Here is a 23248-nt window from a genome sequence, read left to right on the forward strand (position 1 = left end):
GTTATTGTTGAAATATCCTGAAAAATAATATTGAATATATCCTGTACCTCCCTGTTATTGTTTTGAAGCTGGATCCTGAAATAACCAGTCTATGGCTCTTTTTCCTATTAGCCCGGCATCCCTGCTTTTTATATTTTGACTTGCGGGTATAAAACCTAGAATTAAAACTCGCCCTTTTTCAAGTTTAAGTTCATTTTCTCCGGCATCAAAACGATAGGTATGTATATTAATTTTTGGGTAATCATCCAGTTTTAAGGCATTCGCTAAAGCGATATCCGCCTGCCCACGAACATTTCCTGCGGCGTGGTTTTCCAATGTAGGCGCAACAAGATTTTCATCATCGGTGGCATCCTCAAAAAAGCCTACCACGACTTTAACTGGTTTTTGATTTTTGAACTTTAATACGGTGCCACTTTCTATCTGTTCCTGCTCTTTAAATTTCACACCGGTAAGTTTCGAAATTTCTGGAGCTGTTTTGATAATCTGCGCACTCATTTTATCATATACCAGGCTACCTGTGGAAACCGGATACGTTTCTTGATTAGAAATTATTTGAACTTCAGCAGGTTGCCATGCATCGATTTTTTCGTTTACTGGATTTTCGCTTCCAAAGAGGCTTAATTGTTTTAGATTTCTACTGAAATTTTCCAATTCTTCTTCGTAAAGCGGCAGCATTTCAGACCATAACTTATACTTTCCTTCATCGCCACCAATCGGAATTCTTCTCATGGAAGTCTGCATACTGTTTGCATATCGATATTTACCTTCTGTCAGCTTCACTAGTTTCCGATAATGCTCGAGGCTTTTTTCCAAGTGTGGAATGGCCCTATTAAGTGCTTTTTTATCTCCTGAATGATCATATTCTAAAACGAGCATTGCCGCTTTTACTTTTTCTGAAAAGAAATCGGCAAATGCTTTATACGCATGAATATCATTCTGAAGTCGGTTAAATTCTTCGCTATTTTTACGAACACTACTTTCGGCTTGATCAATCGCTTCAACAGCTTTTTTACCGTGAGCCATAATTTCCTGAATAATTTGCGGCGGAGTTTCTCCTTCATGAGGTTCCTTATTAAACTCTTTCTCCGCATATTCAATCAGAATTTCTCCTTTTGGACCGGTAGACTCATAAAACCCGGGATAAACCCTCCATTTGTATGGGTTTACCAGCTGACTCATAAACATACCTAGTAACAACGTCTGCCTGTTTCCTTCGGTTATTCCGAAACGCCTCAGGGTTTTGGGAGCAATCTCTCCGGTCTCCTCATAGGCTGTTAGAATCTGTTCTGAAGCAGCCCGATCAGTACCGTATTTTTCAGAAAATTCATCGCTCCAGAATTCAATTTCTTCATTTCGGTCTCTTTCTTTTTCCCAGGCGTACCTTCCCCAGGCCTCATACCAGATCCAGTCGCGATCCATTTCCAACAAACGTGGTTCCGTGTCATCTGCCGCATATGGCCAATCCCAGTACGAAGCCTGCGGATATAAGTGCAGCGCGTTAGCACCATGAATGTCATGCATGGCTTTTACCGTTTTCTGAATAAAATCTGGCGAACCAAAACGAAAAGGTTCCAAATTGGCCAGAATATGAACGTTTGAAATATGGACCGATGCCAGGCTGCTCAAATCCTGATGAATCTTCGTCCATGGACCTCTGGGCTCATAAGTAGTGATCGATTCCCCTGTGTATTTATGAGTGGTATATAAATTTTTATAGAGCGGAAAAGCGGCTTCCACAACCTTCGGTGCATCGGTATCGTGGGCGCGTAGGATAATTGGTGGTTCATCTTCCCTTCCCAGTTTTTGCACACCATCCTTTACCCCGGGAATAATAGTATTCGTAAACCAGTCAATATCATTTTCAATCCCGCTCATGGCTTCTCCTAAAGCAACCAGCAATCCAACATTTGGATATTTTTCAATAAATGCTGAAATGGACTTTCTTGTATAATCCTCTAATAGCGGAGTAATTTCACGTCCGCGATCCTGGGTAACCATATTATGATGTTCAGCAAAAGGCTTGGAAACTATAATGTTATAGAACATCTGGATCACCCAAATTCCTCTTTTATTAGCTTCAGTAGTTAGGAATTCAAACATTTCCTCGTTCTTCCTGAAGGTCTCTTCATCTACTTCCAGAGCGTAAGGATAATCTTCCAGTTTCACCAGGGAAGCAAAAGGATGACCATTCCATAGATAAAGGGAATTATACCGATTTTCGACCAGCATATCCAGGTATTTTATCCAGAGTTGCTTATCATAAAACCAGGGGAAGTTTTCCGGAGTATAGGGATATTCATATACATGTCGCCCGGGAAGAATATTCATTTTTTGCATCCCGATAGCTGTTCCCCGTAAAACCATTTCGGGCTTATCGCTAAAATCGATATTTTCCGGTATTTTTCCTTCAGATTTAATTCTATCGGCAAGCTCCATTGCTCCATAAAGAGCACCAGATTCATTATTCCCAATGACATATATTGTATTGTCTTCGGAAAAAATTCTAAATGCTTCTTTAGAATTGGCAATTTTGGACTGATCTTTTTCGGAAATACTACTCTTATACCAGTCCGAATCTTTTTCAGCAATAATGATGAGTTTTTTAAATTTTGCATGATTCTTCGGAGTATTCTGAAAAAATTGAACCTCTTTTCCCTCGTTCTTAAGTGCTTCAATTAACTTTTCAGAACCAAAATTGATCCTTGGCGATTCTTTATCGAATGAAATTGCAATCTGAGCATTCAGTTGTAATGAAAAAACGATAAAAAATAGGCTTAAAATGGTTCTCATGAATGTTTTTTAATTTCCGTTGAAGAATATATAGAGACCTATCATTACGATAAATAAGGCTGCCCACATCACTTTAGCTGAAGGCTTCAATTTTGGCAATTCCCCGTAATCCAGCGTACTTACATACTGATTTTTGGATTTATCAGTAAGAGAAAGGATAACAATAAGCACCGAAAGAAATACAAAAATGTAAAAAGAAAGTAATAAAAAGTGAGGCCAGAAATCATAGTCCGCTGCGGGAAATATCCAAAGGTAAAACACTCCTACACCCATGCTTAAAATTGTTCCTAAAATAAGAATGGTATTAACCGCTCGCGTGGTAGTTTTTTTCCAGAGAACACCGAAAAGAAAAACTACGGACATAGGTGGCGCAATAAACCCTAGAATGGATTGAAAAACATCGAAAAGATTTAAACCTTTAATGCTATTTATGGCAAGAGTGATAAAAATGGCCAATATCGCTCCTACTACGGTGACGATTCTTCCTATTTTCACCACCTGCTTCTGGCTAGCTTCCGGTTTAAATTTCTTTACATAAATATCCATGGTGAACACGGTGCTCAATGCATTTAATGCCGAATCAATTGTACTTACTAAGGCAGCGATCAATACCGCCATCACCAGACCGGTCATTCCCACCGGGAACATTTTGGTTACCATCGTCATATAAGCTTCATCTGGGTTTTGCAATTCCGGGTACAAAATAAAACAGATCACCCCCGGCAGAATAAATAAGGGAACATCCAGAATCTTTAGCCATCCGGTAAAATTTGCACCCAGCTGTCCCTGCTTAATATTTTTCGCCCCAAGAACCGACTGCACCATAGACTGATCTGTACACCAAAACCACACACCCATTACCGGGTAGCCCAAAAGAATGGCAAGCCAGGGATAGTTAGGATCATCTGCCGGAAGAAATAAATTCCAGTATTCTGAAGGTGTTTCGGAAACCAGTGTATCTATTCCTCCAATCTTATAAATGCCTGTGATGGTTAAAGCTAAAGAAACAACGATCAGCAAGATCATCTGGAAAACATTGGTAGCTGCAATAGCTTTGAGTCCGCCTGCGATGGTAAAAAACGAAGCGATAATGATCAAAACGATGATCGATAACCACATTGGAATACCGAGAATTTGCTGAATTAGAATTCCCCCGGCAAAAAGTGTAAGCGAAAGCCAGCTAATTAAAACAGTAACGATAGTGTACCAGGCAAGAATATTTTGGGTGGAATCACCAAAACGCTTACCCATAAATTCGGGCAAAGTTTGTGTTCTCGCGCCCAGATAGCGAGGGGCAAAAACCACTGCCAGTAAAAATATGAATATGAAGGCATACCAGGCAAAATTACCTGCCACGATACCCGTAGTATAACCAATACTTGCCGAAGCGATAAGCATGGAAGGCCCCACGTTAGTTCCCCACATGGTAAATCCAATACTGGTCCAGTTCAGAGAATTTCCTGCCAGAAAAAGGTTTTCATCAACGCCCTTCTTATCACGAAAACTTGCCCAATAACCTATTCCGATTAGGATGAGTACATATACCCCAACTACAATAAAGTCGGTTACTGTCAATAATTCGTGAATTTCCATAGTAATTTAAAATTTATTGCAGATACTCTTCAAGGCCGAATTCCTGAATGATCTTTGAAGTTTTTTCTGGTTTGCCAGATGCAAGCGATCGTTCCATTGCTTTCAGAAGCACAATAGTTCCGATTCCTTCAATTAAATCTGGATAGGCCGTAAAGTCCTTTTGAATACTATCTGCGAAATAATTGAGGTAATTTTCATATTCTCCCGCATGATGGCTTTTGCCTTCAAACCTGAAGAAATGTTTCAATTTATGTTCCCAGGTAATCATTCTTTCTTCACCGTCCTTATCGGTAATCGCGTAGCGCAGATCCATATAATCTCCCTGGCTACAACCTAAATTTCCGCGAAGGATACAACTCATTTCACTATCTCGCTGTACGGGTTGCACAGGTCCCGAATAGGCGCCACCAACCCTGGCAATTCTACCATCTTTGGACTTGTAAATGAATTGCATGGTGTCGTAATTCTTTAGCCCACCCTTTTTGCCGTTTTCGCTAAGCATTCCGTAGCCCATCACCTCTTCAACCTCTGGTAGATACCACCTGATGAAATCAACGGGATGGCTCAACCCTCCATAGAGCCATTTAAAAGAATCTTCCAAAGCCCAGGGTTTTTCGAGAAACCAGCGATGATCTGCATTATAATAGGCTTCCACGGTAACTAAATCGCCAATTAGCCCATCTTCAAAGTCCATTCGCTGTCGCTTCATTGGTTGAAAGAACCGGCTACTCTGACCTACAAATAATTTTTTCCCGGTCTTTTTCTGAATTTCGATCAGTTCCGCGGCATCTTTAAGATCATCGATCAAAGGTTTTGTGCACACTACATGCTTATCATGCTGCAAAGCCAGTTTGATGTGGGATGCATGCAAATGATCTGGAGTATAGATCGCAATCGCCTCGATGGAGGCATCGTTCAAAAGATCCTCATACTTTGTGGTATAGTCATGAAAATCAAACTCCTTCGCGCGTTGTTTACAAACGTCTATATTCAGGTCGCACATTTTAACCAGTTCCACTTTTGGACTGGATAAGGCAGCTGAAATTGTGCTTCGACCTTCGCCTAATCCAAGTATTCCCAATCGGAGTTTTTTATCTTTCATGCTAATTTTTGATATTTTGAAATTCAGGCTGTAGACCGGCCTTTTCCTTTATTTCTTCAGAAACATCTGGCCCATTATTTTCCCATAGATTGCCGGGTCCAGGACTGTTCTCAAAAAACTTATCTCTTTCCGTCCAATTATTGACAGCTCTTATATAGGAAGAACCCTCATCATAATAAATGTATTGATGATGGTGTGGCATATGCGCATAAGGCGCTTCTACCAGATCATAGATGGCATTTTCACTGATTTCCGTATTAGGCTGAGCTGAAAGAGTATAAATTCCGCCAACATCATACATCTGCTTGGCAAAATGATGAATACGATTGGCATGAATCGTATTATTTCTGGCGATGGTGATGGTTTTTGTCCAACTCCAACCTACGCAAATTCCGCTATAATTGACATCATAAACTTCATTGTGTGAAATATTGATATCATGCGCTACACCCACACTAATCCCTACGCAGCCCCAGTCTTCATTGGTTACATCTTCGATATAATTATTCTGAATTTTTAGATTATGAACGATCTTCCGGTCGTCATCCGGATGATAAGGCAAGTGCGCTTCAAAAGCCGGACTACCAAAAAATGCCGCCTGGATCGCAGTACCTCCAATATCTTTAAAAACATTTCCGATAACCTCACTTTCAGAAACGCCAGTCACGTAATCCAGTCCCGTTGCAGCCATATGTTGAAAATCACAACTTCTGACTTGAATATTTTTAGCATTTGAAACTTTAAAAGCCGCTGGTTGCCTTTCAATCCAGGCCTGGTTTTCCAGTGAAGCTTTATCGGGTGTTCCCGGCTCCTGAAGTTTATAGGCATCTACAATAGACCAGCCAGCCTGTAAAGGAACATGACCTTTTTTGGATGGACGCATCCAGGTAGTATGCTGAAAACTGATATTTTCAAACCGGATGTTGGTTACAGGATTATCTAATGTTCCTTCTACTCTTACCAGCGATTCCAGAACCGGCACAACAATCTCGGCATCATTTGGATCTTCGCCGGGCTTTGGGTAATAATAGATTTTCTGATTTCTTTTATCCAGGTACCACTCACCCGGATCACTTAACAATTCTGAAGCACCGGTAAGATAGAACGCAGAGTTTCCGTTATATTCATTTTTTGAATCTATAAATGGCGCCGGCCATGGATGTTCAAATTCAATTTCACTCTCTGGCTGATGAAATTTCACTGCGGTACTGTCGCCATGATTCTCCATAGATTTTACCCGCAAATTGGCGATTGCCCACCATTGGTGAATTACAAATTCCAGGTCTTCCGGATTTTCAAAGTCCCATTCTGGTGTAGGGATCCACATGATTTCGTTTTTGGTATCTGCGGAAAGGATTCTGTCTAATTCTTGTTCTCCTAAATTGGTCGCTCTTTTAGCTTTTTTCCCGTCCACCCACATCTGGCGAAATTCAACTGTATTACCGCCGAAAGTTGACAAATCTGCGACCCAGAGTTTGTTTGCTATTTCCGAAGAAATTTTAAGATCAGAAATATGGGCTTTGTTCCATTCTTTAATCTCAACCCCTCCTGATAAAATAGGTTTCGAAGTATCAGCTGCTCTTATGATTGTTGCAGAATTTTCAGTTCCGGAATCTTCGTGACGTATCAAAATTGGTTCATAAAGCCTATAAATTCCTTTCTCTACGATAATTTCGATATTCTCATCTTTTTCCAGCTTGTTGAGTCGGCGTAACTCCCTTGCTTTGCGTAATGCTGCAGAAACCGTAGCCAACGGACTTCCATTTTTACCAGAATTTGAATCATTTCCGCTGGAAGAAACATAAATTTCCCTAGCATTTATGGAAAACCCAGAAATAAGCATAAGAATACATAAAATTATGAGTGCGTATTTAGAAAACATGAGCAGATCAATTGAATTTATCATTCAATAATAACCAAAGTGGGTATCGATCCTATCCTGTACCTACACGATTGAAAACGAAAATTTTCCGCCGCTTCTCAGCAGTAAGAAAATTTATTGATCTGCTGAAAAATTGAAGAATAGGGTCATCTTTTTACTACGAATTCTCCAGTCATCAAAAGTGCCGTAATCAAAGAAAATATTCTTTTGGCCGGCAGGCCCCAAACGTTCCGGCTGATTCGTTTTACTTCCTATTGCAGGAATAGCCTGCATAAAGGAAATATCCATTTCAGGAAATGCCGGTGAAGTTCTAGCCTCATATATGTCATGGGGATATTCCGGAGTAAAAAGTCTTAGAAAAACATCATCAGTTGAAGTCACTACCAAGAAATTTTGTTCTTCCGATTGAATTTCCGCCCAGTACAAATTGGCATGATATCCTTTAAATTCAGGATAAACCATTGGAGAAACACCAGTAATCATATTATTATAATCTTTCTGATGAATATCAAACTCTACACCATGCATCCTGTTTTTCCAAACGCGATACGGGCCTTTGCCTAACCATTTTACTCCTTTTACTAACTCTTCAGGATATGAAAAATCCAGGCCCATATAATCGAAATCTACGTCGTATTCTTCAGGTTTGTAAAATACATCCAGTTTAGCCCATCCCGATGGATAAAAAGTCCAGGTAAATTCTTTCATCCTGGATTCTTCGGTAAATGAGCTAATAATAGAAATAGAATCCTGCGATTTTTGAAGAGAGATAGAATCAAAAATCACTGTCCCGGCACTCAAGTGCGGCCCTTCTTTAAACGGAATTTCACCATTTTCATTGGCCACATACTTCAGTTTACCATCATCTTTTCCAATTCGATATTCAATATCGCCAGCGTTAATAATAAACTGATCACTTTTTTCATTGATGTTCAGAGAGTTCTTTTCAATCTTATTCATCATTTCAGTAATAATATCTGTCGGTAATTTGATAGGCCAGCTCCAGTTGTAAATTTCTTTTCCGAATTTATTGGTTGCAGTGATATAGAGCGCATCATAGGTAAACCAGTTTTCAGGTAAATCGAGTTGTAATTCCCCTATTCGGTTGGGCTCGATATCTGGTGAACTGGCTTTTCCCTTTTTATTTACTGCTGAAGTGTTTCCTCCAGGTAAAGGAAATTTTTTCAGTTCCCAGCTGAAATCAACCTCTTTTAAATTGGTGTAAAAATACCGATTTTCAATCTGAAATTTTCCTTTGAAATTTTCAGTGAGGTTTATATCCTGAAAATGCACGGGAGACCAGATCTCCTTAATAGCGTAATAACTGGCCTCTTTTTCATGAAATGGACCTAGAATTCCATCGGCCGCTGAACCGTTGTAGGTATCAATTTCCCCGGTATCGGTTCGTTTTACGCCTTCATCTGCAAAAACCCAAATAAAACCACCTGAAGCAAGAGGATTATCCCATATCATCTTATTCCAAAAATCATTAAGTCCTGCTCCCGCACCACCATCGTACATTCCATGTAAAAATTCGGTTGGAAAAACAACATTTTGACCATTCCAATATGTACCTACTCCATAATTATAAGGCCGGTAATGTTCATTTGATAATCCATTAAATGTTTGCCATGGATGAATCGTCCTACGTTTCTGAATGTCGTATTTCTGAAAAAGTGAATCTAAATCTGTATTATGCCCACCTTCATTTCCATTATCCCAAAATAAAATGGAAGGATGATTAACGTCCCGAATCACCATTTCCTTTACTAGCTTCTTACCCGTTTCAGTATCATAAGATGCATGCCATCCAGCAAGTTCGTCAAGCACAAAAAGACCTAAAGAATCGGCTACGTCAAGAAAATGTTGATCTGGTGGATAATGTGACATACGCACTGCATTCATATTCATACTTTTAATCAATTCAGCGTCTTCGATACTTCTAGTTTTACTTGACGCACGACCCGTAGTAGGCCAGAAAGTATGCCTGTTTACTCCTTTAAATTTTATTTTAGTTCCATTTACATAAATTCCATCTCGCTCACGTAATTCTATTGTTCTAAAACCAAATTCTTCAATAACCTCATGAATTATTTTTCGGCTCTCCTTTAAACTAAACTGAACTTTATAAAGAGAAGGATCTTCTGGATTCCAAGGTTTAATATTTTTGAAACTAGATTGGATTTTTACCGATTCTAAATTTTTATTCACTTTAACCGAAAATGGCTCACCGATTTTTTTGCCTTCCACATCGATGATTTGCCCATACAAACTTCCTCCGATTTCGATATTATTGAAAAAAACGTGAGCTTCAAATTTACCATCAGCATCGGCATTGATCGCGACTCGTTCAATATTCTGAATCGGCTTTGCCTGTAAATAAACCGGGCGAAAAATACCTCCGAAAATCCAGTAATCAGCATGTCTTTCTGCCTGATTCACGGATTCATTAGCAGAATGTTTTTTCACTTTTACTTCGAGTAGGTTAGTGGCGTTGTAGTTAAGTAGATTAGTAACATTATATTTAAACCGATAAAAAGCTCCTTGATGTATCGGGCCTGCCAGTTTACCATTGATTTTTACTTCGGTATCTGTCATTGAACCTTCAAAAACGATTTCTATTTGCTTCTTGTGCCAGTCTGAAGGAATACTGAATTCATATTTGTAATATCCTGTTTCTTTTCCCCGTTCTTCGTCCTTTGCATGTCCATAATTATAGGTACCAAAACCAAATTGCTCCCAATTGGAAGGTACAGGAATCGTAGTCCATTCATTCGCTTTTCGTCCTTCATCAACTTTAAATTTCCAGCTTACGGTTTGATCACTACCGGTACCTGACAGGTATTCAATTTGGGTTTGTTGCGATCGTGCCCATACGCATACCAGAAATAAGAATCCAAGAATAATATTTTTAGAGTAATTCACCTTTTCTACTATTAGTTTATAGTTCTAAAATTATTTGGGTTCAATTAAATTGAATTGAATCAGTTAAATCTCCACTCTTTTTCAATACAATTTTATCACCGGGTACCTTAAAAACTGCGTCTTCAAAACTGATATTTCTTGCGTCTAGAAATATCATTAACGAATCATTACTTTTTACCTTTATATGGTTAAATGATAGATTAGTAGCATCATTAACAACAAAGAGCTCTTCACTTTCACTAACACTAACATTTTTCATTTGAAGGTTAGTCATAGGTGATTCTGGGATTCCGTAAATTTTTAAAAAAGTTTTTGCATTCTCTACCAGAATATCTTTCATGTAAATATTCCTGAATTGGGGAGTAAGATCATTGATTTCTCGCCTTGGCATCCTTTCAGCTAGATTTCCAACATACATAGGCTGTCCAAGCATATCCCATTTAAATGCTGTTCCATGAAGATTCATTCGAATTCTTTCGTAATACAGGTTCTCACCTCCGCCTCCCCGAGGTCTTCTGGTTTTAAATCGAATACCTACTCCAGTATTGTCAAAAACACAATCTTGAACATAAAGATTTTTAATACCCCCAGCTGTCTCACTACCTACAGTAACTGCACCATGTCCTTGCTTGGCTAGGCAGTATCTAATTACAACATTTTCTGTAGGCATATTTACTCTTAATCCATCTTCGCCTCTTCCGGCTTTCATGGTAAAACAATCGTCTCCACTATTGAGGGTAGAATATTCGATAAGAACATTTTTTGAAGATTCGATGTCGATACCATCTCCTCTAGGTATTCCAACAGAATTTACTGTAATCCCTCTAATTATTACTCCATCACAATAGACCGGAACAATATTCCAGAAAGCAGTCCTTTCCAAAGTAACACCTTCAATATAAACATTAGTACAACTTGTTGGAGATATTAGCATCGGTAAAAAAATGGACTCCCCATTATAGCCTTCGTAAACTCTTTCTTCCACAGGCTTCTCAATAGGAACAAAATTTTCAGTAACATCTTCCGTCATCATCTGGCTTTTCACAGGGCCTTCTTCCGGCCCGTATATGGTTCCTTTTCCAGTCACTGCAATATTATCCTGTTCATAAGCATATATACAAGCTCCAAGAGACATCACTTCAACGCCTTCATGTCGTGTAAAAACAGCAGGTCTGTAGTCTTCTAATTGTCCTGAAAAATATAGTTCAGCCGCTTCCTCCAGATATAGGTTCACATTGTTTTTTAGTTCAATTCTTCCAGTTTTCCATTTACCATTTGGAATAATAACTTTTCCACCACCCTGCTGGCTAACCTCATCAATAGCTTTTTGAATAATACTTGTGACTATCTGACCTTCTTTCCCTCCTTGATTTCTAATATTTACTTCTCTATCTTCAAAAACTGGTCTTTTAAAGCCTGGCATCTTGAAAGGTGCTTGTATGGGAGCTATGGTATCGGGCATATTATCAGCTCCAACTTCATCTATCTTTACGATGCTATCTAAAGAAAAATACTGCTTATTTTTAATCTGAGATAATTTCTTTTTCTCAGGATTTTTACAAGAAACAACTGAAGATATTAAAATCATTAAAAAAATAAGATTGAATAATTTATTCATGATAAGTTTTTTAATCTTACTTTCCTGCTAGCTTCATTTTTGTTCTTTCTTCCCCTCCATTTAGCAGGTAAACCAGCGGCAAAGGTCTATCTTGATTTTCTATGAACTGAGGACGATTTTGCCATGGAGTAATGGATAGAACATTAGTAAAATCCATCCAATATTGTAATCTTGAAGGCTTTAAACCCCATGTCATGTGAAAGTGATTTGCAGGAGCATATTGTTTATATTCAATCATCGATGCATATCTGGGTATGACAAAGGTGTGAGGCCATGTTGGGTTGGCACCATCACAAATTATTTGAGCTAATTTTGATGGTAGCTCGACAGTTTCAGCCTCGTCCCAAATCATAGAGAACATTCCGTTTAAGGATGAATATGAAAGTCTTGCTGCAATTCCCTTAATTTCTCCTGGTGATTTAAAATGAACCGAATTTCCTAAGTAATAAAAATAATCTACTGCCTTCGGGAAGTTTATTTTACTCATAATTTCCTTTTCTGAAGCTCCGGGTTTTGCAGCCCAATTAAATGAAGCCGAACCTGAATTTACGCCATCTACAAAGCCTTTCTGCATCCATTTTTCATTGCCCGCAGTTTTGATTTCATGTTCTTGAGCTAATTGTTTTGAATCTTCCTTTTCATATACCTTCCTAAAGTCCATAAACAATGGAGGATTACCACCTGAAAGCCAGGTCATGAATAATTGAGTTAGGAGCCCTTGAACATCAGCCTCTGTTGCAAATGGAATAACTTCCTTTTCTCCGTTATGGTCAAAAGTTGAATTGAATAGAGATTCCATAATATCTGCCACTGGTAATTGTATCCCTCGATCATCAGAGCCCCACTCCAATTGACTCATAAAACCTCCACCTACCGCATCAAGATCATCAAGAAGATCTCGAACAATTAAATACAAAGCTAAACTTTTCTCTAGTAACTCTTCATCTTTTTCCTCAGGAAGTTCGATTTTGTCTTTACCGTATGAAAATAACCAACTTTTTAGTTTTTGGACTTCTTCTATATCGTAAGACTTTTTTTGAAGCATATCTGCTAAAAGCTTCATATCTAAACGAGTTATTTCTAATCCAAAACGATTTCTTGTTTCCATAACATGAGGTAAAGCCGTTTCCATGCCCATAGAATCGTGTCCAAATACCACAACTCGTTTACCTTTTAAACCCTGGAAAGTAGATGCTGCATAGCACCAATCTATCAAAGATGATAATGTATCTTCGCTCATCCTAGGGGATTCTCCTTTATCTGGCCATGATCCTATATTTATATGTGAAAGTTTACCGTATTGCGCAATTGCACCATTTGTTGCATGAGTATAGACTACACCTGGTCTGGTTGCAGAATTTCCAGTGGTGAAATTAATCGGAATGTCTTTAGGAAAGTGAGATAGTAAAGAGATTGTAGTCAATTGAGGGAATGACCAGGTATCTGGCACACAAACCAAGACATTAACGCCCGCCTGTAAAAATTGTTTTGCAACTAGATCTGCTTGAGGTTCTAAATCTACTAATATATCTGAATATACTACATCTACAAAACTATTATCTGGTAACTTTATTGTTCCAGCAAGTGATTCTGCAACATGTACTACCAAGTTTTTACACCGTTCTCGACTACTATTATCTATTCTTGGATCACATGGTGCAAACACACCAATTACAGCTTGGGATGTACTCTGATTTATTTCTTTTGAAAGTAATTTGGCGTTCATTTTGCTAATTTTAGATTAGACCATTATTTTTATTATGCAATAAAATATTTAAAAGAAAACCGCTTAGAAATATTACTATTGTACCGACTACGATTGTTAGGTTGGTATGCAGAGGGTTTTTAAATAAAATCCATTTCTCTGAGGTTACAAATACCGGTGTGAGACTCATCCAAGCTATAACCAGAATACCTATGATTACTGCAATTGTAGCTTCAATCTTTTTAATTTTTCTTGATAAAAAGCCAAGTAAGAAAAGTCCGAGTACACCTCCACTAAATATAGAAGATAAAGCCCACCATGTATCTAGGGCACTTTTTACAGAAGTCATAGCCAGAGAAACTAGAATGCTTAAAACTCCCATTATTATTCCTGAAATTGCTAAAATTCTAAATTCATTTTTACTAGAAAACTCTTTATTATTTCTTTTGAAAAAATCAGTTAAGATAACTGTAGAACTACTATTAATGCTAGTCGAAATAGTACTCATTCCTGCTGCAAAAATTGAGGCAATTAATAATCCTGTTACTCCTTTAGGTAATTCAGCTACTATAAAATATGGGAAAATCTTATCCGCCTCAATTATATTACCCAATGTACTTGGCAAAAGCTCAGGGAAAGTCTTGTAGTAAGCAAATAAAGCCGTACCTATCATAAAGAATAAGAGGGAAACAGGAATGTAAAGTAAACTTCCAAACCAAGTAGAACGTTTTGCTGCCTTCTCGGTCTTTGCACTCATATAACGTTGTACGTAATTTTGATCAATTCCAAAATTTTGAAGATTAATGAAGAATCCATAGAATAGAACAACCCAAAAAGTAGACTCTGTAAACTTGAAATTGAAACTTCCTAGATCGAATTTATTATTGTCTCTGCCTATTTCTATTATTTGGTCGGTTCCTTCTGGCATGGAGGCAACTATTAACAAAAGACAAGCTATTGCTCCTGATATCAAAACAATGCCCTGAATAGCATCTGTCCAAATTACGGCCTCTATTCCTCCCATAGCGGCATATACAATTACAAAAAGGCCTGTACCTATTATAATTGTATTAATATCCCACCCTAAAAGAGCATTAGTTGGTAAAGCCAGTAAATATAAAATCGTGCCCATACGAGCAAGCTGTGTCAAAAGATAACATATAGACGCATAATTTCTTGCCCATGAACCAAATCTCTCCTCTAAATGATAGTATGCTGATTGACTGTTGATTTTTCTGTAGAGCGGAACAAAAAATTTTACTGCAAAAAAAGCAGCTAAAGGAATAGAAAGACTAAACACGAAACTGTTCCAATTGCTTAAATAGGCCTTTCCTGGTAGCGCAAGAAAACTTATACTACTTACAAAGGTAGCGAAAATTGACATCCCAATAGCCCAAGATGGTATTCGCTGTCCTCCAGTCATATAATCATTGGTAGTTCTATTCTTCTTGAAGTAAAACGAAATCCCAAAAAAAAGAATAGCCGTCAAATAGAGAATAAAAACCAACAGATCAACAAGAGGTAACCCCATTATAGAATTTTCTTTTGAATTTTCTTAAGTATTATTTCTAGCCGATCTTTTTCTTCCTTATTGAACTGATGTAATGGTGATGACATATAACCACTGCACAGCCCCATAAGGTTTAGTGCACATTTCAAACCTTTAAGATAACTTGAACCATATTTACCAATAGAATAAATTTCTGTAGAAATCTCCATGACAAGATCATGTAGATCCCTAACTTTTTCAATATCGCCGGCTACAGCAGCACTATATAACTCGACATAAAGCCTAGGAAACATATTAGCTCCACCATTCACCCCTCCGGCACCACCTAACATAACGGTTTCTGCTGTAACTTCTTCAGGACCTACAAAAAGTGAGAAATCATCATAATCCTTCATTTTATAAAGTAACTTATTAAAATAAGCGGTATTACCAGAACTATCTTTTAGTCCGATAATTTTTTCATGCTTAGATAGATATTCAACCGTATCTGGCTCAATATTAATTTTGGTATGAGAAGGCATGTTATAAAGAAATAGTGGCAAAGGTATTCTATCAGCTAGGTATTCGTAATATTCTATTAATTCAGGCTGTCCTAAACTAAAATAGTAAGGCGGGGCTGCAACTAAAGCTGATGCACAACATTGTTTAGCAGTTTCAGCTAACCTTAAGCTCTCTGAAACTGCTGTATCCGTTATACCTACCAAAACGGGAACTCGACCTTTTACAATATCGCAAGTTTCCTCGATCAAACGATGTCTTAAGGCATAGGGTAGGCTGGTACTTTCCCCAGTAGTTCCAAGTATAAATAGTCCATGAACACCTCCTTTAATTAGGTGTTCTATTAAATTTCTAAGCCCTTTTAAATCAAGTTCACTTTCGTTGTTTAAGGGTGTAATCATAGGAGGAATAATTCCCCTAAATTGACTACTAGCAATATTAACAGCCATATAGTAAATAGGTAAGTTGGTTTCTATCAAACTTATTATTTACTTAGATAAAAACTATCCTGTACCGTCTTGGCACTAGCTAACTAAAGGCTTTTTAATCAAAAGAAGTTGCAATTTGTTTAGAACAACCTAAACCATCAACACCTAGTTCTACAATATCACCAGGTTTTAAATAGCGTGGAGGATTTAATCCCATTCCTACCCCAGATGGCGTACCTGTCGAAATAATATCTCCTGGCATTAAGCTCATAAATTGGCTTAAAAAGCTAACAATTTCTTCAACTCCAAAAACCATATCGCAAGTATTGCTTTTTTGCATGATTTCGCCATTAAGTTTCAACCAAAGGTCAAGATCTTGCGGATTAGGTATTTCATCTTTTGTTGCAATAAAAGGGCCTAGAGGAGCAAATGTGTCGCAACTTTTCCCTTTAACCCATTGTCCAGATCTTTCTAATTGAAAGGCTCTTTCACTATAATCGTTGTGCAAGGTATAGCCTGCTACATGATCCATAGCCTCATCCTTGGATACATATTTTGCTTTTTTGCCTATAACTATAGCCAACTCAACTTCCCAATCTGTTTTTTTGCTATTTTTAGGTATAACTAAGTTATCATTTGGGCCTACGATTGCGCTTGTAGCTTTGAAAAAGATAACAGGTTCTGTAGGAATTTGAGCTCCACTTTCTTTGGCATGCTCTGCATAATTCAGACCTATACAAATAAGTTTAGATGGCTTATAGACAGGTGACCCCAATCGGGTATCGGGGGAAATTATTTTACATTTTTCTTTGTTCTCTTCTACCCATTTAGATAGATTTTCAATTTCGTTATTACCAAAAAATTGGTCGTCATAATCAAGCCCAAATCCAGAGACATCTATTCTCGTTCCGTCTTTAAGCTGCACTCCAGGCTTTTCCTGACCAATTTGACCATATCTTATTAATTTCATGTTTTATTATTTTACCCATTTAGTTTAATAAACCCACCGTCTATAGGAAAATTAGTACCTGTTACGAATGCCGCTTCATCGGAACATAAATAAAGTGCTAAATTTGCTATTTCTTCAGGTTTTCCCATTCTGCCTAAAGGTTGAGTTTTTGAAAGTTCTTCAAATTTATCCTCAATCTCATTGGGATAATTTTTTCTAATAAAACTATCCACGAATGGTGTATGTACTCTTGCAGGAGAGATGCAATTGCATCTTATGCCATTATTTACATAATCTTTAGCAATTGAGTAGGTCATTGTTAAAACTGCGCCTTTTGACATTGAATATGCAAACCGATCTTGAATACCAACAACTGAAGCTATACTTGCCATATTTAGTATTACACCTTCATTTTTTTTCTTAAAATGCGATAGTACAGCTTTGGAGCAATTAAATATACCTTTTACATTAACTTTATAGATCCTGTCAAAATCTTCCTCGGTAGTGTTCTCTAGGTTTCCTACATGTGCAATACCCGCATTATTTACTAAAATATCTATAGAATTGTTTTTCAATATATCTAGAAAAACATTCTTTACCTCTTCATACTTAGACACATCGCAGGACATAAAAGTAATCGTTTCAGTTTTTATATTAAATGATTCAAAGTTGAGATCTATTACAAAAACCTGTGCACCATGTGAGATAAACTTTTTTGCAATTGCTTCACCAATTCCGCTTGCACCACCAGTAATGACTACATTTTTATTTGCTAAATTAAATTCTGATCTCATAGTACTCTAATTATTCCTATTAACATAATCTTTATATAATTGATGCCAATCTCTTCCATTAGAATTTAGATACTGCTCAGCTTTGGTTTTGTATATCTCAAATATTGCAGATATTTCTTCCATGTTTTTATAATCGATTGATTGCTCCCTAGCACTTTCTAAAAGTTTTCTAATATAAACTGCTTCCTCTTCTTTCAAATCTGGCACTATAGCATGATAACCTTTCATGGTAAAATCTACTTTACCAACGGTATATTTATCCAAAATTTGAATTACTTCTTTCTCAGAAAGGTGCTTACGTAATCCAGACATAAATTTTTCATGAATAGCTTTTGGTTTAGCTGAATGTGCAATTATTCTTCTATCCAATTCAGAGAGCTGATCTCCATTTTTCGGATTTATTCCATTAGGAACCTCAGTATATGGATGGGAATTATGATAATCACGAACAAGCTTAAGATGATTAGAAATAATTTTTTCGAGACTTTCTATTTTCTCATTATCTCTCAATTTTAAACTTGAAACCCACTTTGATGCCTTCTGATCTTGATCATGATCACTATTATTTTGAGCGAAGGCATTTTTCGGAAAAACAAGTATAAGAAAAGTTACAAAAGCTATACATTTAAGTGTCATAGAAAAAATTCATTAATTTTATAAACTTAAAATATTACAATGTAATTCCTATCCTGTGCCTTCCAGTACCAATTTTGAGTGAATAGTTATTTGAAGTGATGCAATTTTAGCCAGTTAAGTAAGCTAGTTGGCCAAGTATTATTGGTAAGCTGTATTCCCATCCCGAAGCCGTGCCCACCATTCTCAAATATATGAATTTCAGCAGGAACTTTATGTTCTTGCAGTGCCTTTAAATAGTTAAGACTATTTTCTACCGGAACAGCATGATCGTCCATCGCATGAATCAAAAATGTTGGTGGTGTATTTTCTGAAACCTGAGTTTCATTAGAAAAATGTTGTACTAATTCTTCTGAAGGTGTTTTCCCCAATAAGCGCTCTCTGGAACCTCGATGGGTAATTTCATTGGTTAAACTTACAACAGGATAAACCAATATTGAAAAATCTGGTCGTGCACTTTTTTCTATTTCTGCAGAATAAACTTTTTCATCAAAGTGTGTAGAAAGCGTTGCTGCTAAATGCCCGCCTGCAGAAAAGCCCATAATCCCGATCTTGTTAGAATCAAGATTCCATTTTTCTGCATTAGTTCGCAAGACTCTTACAGCGCGTTGTGCATCCATCAATGGGCCTACAGATTTATCTTCCATGATTTCATCTGAAGGTAAGCGATACTTTAAAACGAATGCTGAAATTCCTTCAGAAGCCAGCCATTCTGCCAGTTTAAAACCTTCTTTATCGATTGCCAAATGACTATAACCGCCACCGGGAAAAATAATAACCGCGCTTTTTAACGAATCTCCCTTTGCCAAATACGCATAAAGTTTAGGCTCTTTAACTTTGCTTACACCGGTTAATTGATCGCTATCAAACTTTTGCTCTTCCTGGTATTCATTATTTTCAATACTTCCGGGAATTTTCCCTTTCCATAGGTCTATTTTAAAATCTTGCGCATTTGAGACTGAAACAAAAAGAAAACTTATTACAAATATGATTTTAGACATTTCAATAAATATTATTAATGTGCTACGAACTATACAATACCTTCAAATGCCGTTCGTACAAATTTAAAGTTACATTTTCTTCAATCTTGTCTCGACAAGAATCCAATAACGAATAAAATTCATCTTTTTCACCTGCAATTTTATAAGCACAATGCATCAATTGCCGAAAATGAGGGTTATAATTTTCATTTTTTTGATCGTGTCGTAGCGCACTTGCAAAAGCTGCTCCGTTTTCAAATGCACTTTTCTGCGGAAGTTTTTCTTTTTTAATATTCAAAACTTCCGTATAATTTTCTGTAAGTTCTTCGTATCGATCTAAGGCTTCATTATACAAATTCTGAATAAATTTGAAAGCTTCCTCGCCACTTTCAGCTAAACCAATAGCTTCTTCAAGCCAGGTGGTTCCTGCGGTTTTTACGTGTAAACCACTATCATGCTTTTTTATCAGTTTATTGATGATTGGATAAATTGAGAATTTATCGCTCCCACTATGCACGCTTAACTTTAATTCTTTAGGCATATCAAATTCAGATTTCACGAATTTCAACACACATAAATCATCTTCAAATTCTTTACTGAATTGGTCTAAATCACCTTCGTAATCGATCCCTTTGTAAAAATTACCAGTAAATTTTGGAGCAATTGTATTTACAGGAACTTTATAGAAAGTTAAAGCGGCAAGAACAAAAAATAATTCGGTTGGTGTTTGTGGATTTTCAACCTCATCGATAGAAACTTCAGTAAAAAACCTTTCTTCCTTTTTTGATTTAATGTAGAAATACACTTCAGAAGCTTTTTTCATGGCAAAAAGAAAAGTCTTGGTCATTTCTTTAAAATCTGCTTCAGAAATATCGATTTTCGCGTCTATTCCTTCAATATTAAAAGATGATAAATACTGCTGAAAAAACTTTTTAAATCCTACAATATCTTCTGAAATGGACTGTTCACCAATAAATTTAGCAACATCGATGGTAAAAAAATTACTGTTTTCCAGAAAAGGATCTACTGTGTCTCTATCAATATGATCGGCATCGATAAAATAATCTTGGGTAAAATTTAAAGCTTTGATAGCATTTTTTGCTTCTTCTAACACACTTTTTGGCTTTGTATTTACCGTTTCGTGTTCACGGTTTGATTTATTCCAAACCGGAGTTACCGGAATACCATCTTCCTGTATTTTTAAAATGGCATTTAACTGCGCTTTTCCTTCTTTTCCAAATCGATCTCCTGTTCCAAATGAAAATCTCCCTAATTCTGCCATGTTTTAAATTTTGAGATTAATTATTTCCTACATCTTTTCCTGCTGCGCTTGGGACTCCGGCTTCTTCGCCGATAATTAAATTATCGACAACTACATTTTTGGTGTTGGTGATCGAAGTTCCGTTTTTTGCTTTCTTTACTTTTATATTCTGAAGCTGAACATTCTCCACCTTGCTATCTTCAAAACCTTGAATCACCACAGCCGTTCCTGTGGCTTCTTCACACTTAATATTATTGATATAAATATCAGAGATTTTTGAATTATGTCCCTCGCCTTCGCCGTGATAGAACGAAGTGATGTAAAAAAGATCTTCGGTTTTATCGAATTTCAGGTTATCGATGTAAATATCCTTGATATAACCACCACGATCGGGATTGGTTTTAAAGTAAATTCCGCGTTTTAGATAGCCGTGTGCTTTGCAATTCTGTACAAATACATTTCGCACGCCGGCGCTCATTTCACTCCCAATTACAAAAGCGTGTAAACCTTTCAGCAGGCAGTTTCTCATCACTATATTTTCTGAAGGTGTCGCTGCATTTGCTCTTCCTTCATCGTCTCTACCGGCTTTTATGGCTACGTTGTCGTCGCCATTATCGAAAGTAACGTCTTCGATTAAAACATCGCTGGTATATTCTAAATCGATGCCGTCGTTATTACTGTTGTGCGAATCGTAAGACAAGCCGCGCAAAGTGGCACTTTTACATTTTAGCAGATGAACACACCAAAACGGCGCATTTTTAATTCTTAAACCTTCAATTAAAATGCTTTCTGAATTCACCAATTGTAATAATTGCGGACGCAGATAATTACCTTCTCCAAATTGTCGATCTTGAAGCGGAGTCGAATTATGATTCATCTCCCTACTTTTTTGCTTGGCAGGATCTTCTTTGCTTTTCCAACTTTGCCAGAATTCTTTTCCGTTTCCGTTTATGGTTCCGCTTCCGGTAATGGCAACGTTTTTTAAATTATTACCATAAATTAACGGACTATAATTGTACAACATCGTCCCTTCCCAACTGGTTAAGACCATCGGGTAATCTTTAGGATTGGTGCCGAAATCAAGCAATACGCCTTCAGCTAAATGAAGTTCCATATTACTGATTAAATGAATTGGTCCTTCCAGCTGATATTCGCCTTTTGGAACGATCAATTTTCCGCCGCCTTTTTTCTTGAGTGCTTTTATCGCTTTATCAAAAGCTTTTTTACTGTCTTTTGCTGAATTTGGTTTTGCGCCGTAATCTAAAACCGAAACCTCAACTTCAGGAATTTCAGGCAACTGAATTCGGTTAACGATTTCATCAATTTGAGTTTGCTTTTCTTCCGAAGAAAGCTGAGCAAAACTCAGCATTGGAAATAATACGAGTAGAAATAGACTAATTTTATTTTTCATCTTCCAAAAAATCTTCCCGAATAGGATTAAACACATCGATTAAAACTCCGGGTTCGAGGCATTCAGCGCCGTGTTCGGTATTTGGTAATACAAAAAAACCATCGCCGGCTTCTAAAATATTCGATTCGCCATTGATCGTAATTCTGAATTTCCCAGAAGCCACATACGATCCCTGCGTATGAAAATGATCGTGTAAAGCACCAATCGCACCTTTTTCAAACTTTACCTTCACTAACATTAACTGCGGATTATAACCGATGAATTTTCGGGTAATTCCTTCCGCAGCAAATTCCCATTCGCTTTCGTTGTCTTTGAAAAAAATTGGTGGTGTGTACATTATAAAAGTTCTTTTTTAAGGGTAGATTCTTTGATGTATTTCTTTAAAGTTAAATCTTTTTTAGCGATTTCCTGTAGCGCCAAACTAGCGACCAAAGTAGCGCCTTGCTCAGATAAATGGGTGTTATCGCTTTTCCCATCGGGATAATAAGCCACTTCTCCCGGTTCGAAATGTAAATGCAGATCGGCCGATTCTTCAGCTCCAAATTTCACTTCTAATTGCTCGGTTAACCATTGCATATCGATAAACGGAACATCCAGATCTTTAGCGACCATTCGAACTACCAAAGGATATTCACCGTGCGTATCGACCAATGTGCCGTGTTCATTAAAATTTCTACGAACGATCGAACTCATTAAAATTGGCGTTGCACCTTTTTCTCGAGTTTCCTTTACGTATTTCTCTAAATTATAACGGTACTCGGTAAATGGATTGGTAAATCGATCGGGCGACTTGATTTTCTGGTCGTTATGCCCAAACTGAATGATCACAAAATCGCCCGGTTTAAGTTTTTCGTAAACCGTTTGCCATCTTCCTTGGCTAATAAAACTTTTGGAACTACGCCCATTCACCGCGTGATTTTCGATTGTGATTTCATCGCTCATTAACTCAGGCAACATTTGTCCCCAGCCGTGTTCAGGGTTTCCTTCGGGATTCTTTTTATCGGACATTGTAGAATCGCCGATAAGATATAATGTTTGCGCCTTTACCGAAATCACCATCAAAAAAATGGCTAAAAAACTAAAGAATTTTGATCTCATAATTGTATAATTTGGGCATTCCCTTTATCCCATTCGGGCTAAGGGTCAGGCTCTCGCTACTCGCTTTTTGC

The 23248-nt window shown here is 37.3% G+C and carries 17 protein-coding genes; all 17 read right to left on the bottom strand.

Annotated features, from left to right (window positions below; translation table 11 throughout):
* Positions 1 to 54 precede the first annotated feature (54 nt).
* Positions 55 to 2790, bottom strand: coding sequence for an alpha-d-galacturonidase (locus BM201_RS11585; RefSeq protein ID WP_092542793.1), 2736 nt, complete (start codon positions 2788 to 2790; stop codon positions 55 to 57).
* A gap of 9 nt (positions 2791 to 2799) precedes the next feature.
* Positions 2800 to 4383: a sodium:solute symporter gene (locus BM201_RS11590; protein WP_092542795.1), complete on the bottom strand. Its 1584-nt coding sequence runs from the start codon at positions 4381 to 4383 to the stop codon at positions 2800 to 2802.
* 13 nt (positions 4384 to 4396) lie between these two features.
* Positions 4397 to 5485 carry a Gfo/Idh/MocA family protein gene (locus BM201_RS11595; protein WP_092542797.1) on the bottom strand — a complete coding sequence of 363 codons (1089 nt, stop codon included), beginning with the start codon at positions 5483 to 5485 and terminating at the stop codon, positions 4397 to 4399.
* 1 nt (position 5486) lies between these two features.
* A complete protein-coding gene (locus BM201_RS11600) occupies positions 5487 to 7367 on the bottom strand; it encodes a right-handed parallel beta-helix repeat-containing protein (protein WP_217643057.1) in 1881 nt (626 codons plus the stop codon).
* 114 nt (positions 7368 to 7481) lie between these two features.
* Positions 7482 to 10292, bottom strand: coding sequence for a glycoside hydrolase family 2 TIM barrel-domain containing protein (locus BM201_RS11605; RefSeq protein ID WP_092542801.1), 2811 nt, complete (start codon positions 10290 to 10292; stop codon positions 7482 to 7484).
* Between the two features lie 40 nt (positions 10293 to 10332).
* A complete protein-coding gene (locus BM201_RS11610) occupies positions 10333 to 11910 on the bottom strand; it encodes a glycoside hydrolase family 28 protein (protein WP_092542803.1) in 1578 nt (525 codons plus the stop codon).
* Between the two features lie 16 nt (positions 11911 to 11926).
* A complete protein-coding gene (locus BM201_RS11615) occupies positions 11927 to 13636 on the bottom strand; it encodes a hypothetical protein (protein ID WP_092542805.1) in 1710 nt (569 codons plus the stop codon).
* 10 nt (positions 13637 to 13646) lie between these two features.
* Complete coding sequence (locus BM201_RS11620) at positions 13647 to 15146, bottom strand: sodium:solute symporter family protein (RefSeq protein ID WP_092542807.1); 1500 nt, start codon at positions 15144 to 15146, stop codon at positions 13647 to 13649.
* Positions 15146 to 16072, bottom strand: a complete 927-nt coding sequence (locus tag BM201_RS11625) for a dihydrodipicolinate synthase family protein (protein ID WP_092542809.1) — start codon at positions 16070 to 16072, stop codon at positions 15146 to 15148. Before BM201_RS11625 ends, BM201_RS11620 begins: the two co-directional genes overlap by 1 nt.
* Before the next feature lie 94 nt (positions 16073 to 16166).
* Positions 16167 to 17021 carry a fumarylacetoacetate hydrolase family protein gene (locus BM201_RS11630; protein ID WP_092542811.1) on the bottom strand — a complete coding sequence of 285 codons (855 nt, stop codon included), beginning with the start codon at positions 17019 to 17021 and terminating at the stop codon, positions 16167 to 16169.
* Positions 17022 to 17032: 11 nt separating this feature from the next.
* On the bottom strand, positions 17033 to 17794 hold the full coding sequence (locus BM201_RS11635) for an SDR family NAD(P)-dependent oxidoreductase (RefSeq protein WP_092542813.1): 762 nt from the start codon (positions 17792 to 17794) through the stop codon (positions 17033 to 17035).
* Between the two features lie 6 nt (positions 17795 to 17800).
* Entirely contained in the window at positions 17801 to 18430 is a 630-nt protein-coding gene (locus BM201_RS11640) for a DUF3826 domain-containing protein (protein ID WP_092542815.1), read from the bottom strand.
* 86 nt (positions 18431 to 18516) lie between these two features.
* Positions 18517 to 19428, bottom strand: a complete 912-nt coding sequence (locus BM201_RS11645; protein WP_092542817.1) for an alpha/beta hydrolase — start codon at positions 19426 to 19428, stop codon at positions 18517 to 18519.
* Positions 19429 to 19450: 22 nt separating this feature from the next.
* Positions 19451 to 20689 carry a tagaturonate epimerase family protein gene (locus BM201_RS11650; protein WP_092542819.1) on the bottom strand — a complete coding sequence of 413 codons (1239 nt, stop codon included), beginning with the start codon at positions 20687 to 20689 and terminating at the stop codon, positions 19451 to 19453.
* A gap of 16 nt (positions 20690 to 20705) precedes the next feature.
* Positions 20706 to 22079, bottom strand: coding sequence for a glycoside hydrolase family 28 protein (locus tag BM201_RS11655; RefSeq protein ID WP_092542821.1), 1374 nt, complete (start codon positions 22077 to 22079; stop codon positions 20706 to 20708).
* Entirely contained in the window at positions 22069 to 22416 is a 348-nt protein-coding gene (locus BM201_RS11660; RefSeq protein WP_092542823.1) for a cupin domain-containing protein, read from the bottom strand. Before BM201_RS11660 ends, BM201_RS11655 begins: the two co-directional genes overlap by 11 nt.
* Entirely contained in the window at positions 22416 to 23177 is a 762-nt protein-coding gene (locus BM201_RS11665) for a rhamnogalacturonan acetylesterase (RefSeq protein ID WP_092542825.1), read from the bottom strand. Before BM201_RS11665 ends, BM201_RS11660 begins: the two co-directional genes overlap by 1 nt.
* Between the last annotated feature and the right edge of the window lie 71 nt (positions 23178 to 23248).

Source organism: Zunongwangia mangrovi (genome assembly GCF_900112105.1).
In the GTDB taxonomy this organism is placed as follows: domain Bacteria; phylum Bacteroidota; class Bacteroidia; order Flavobacteriales; family Flavobacteriaceae; genus Zunongwangia; species Zunongwangia mangrovi.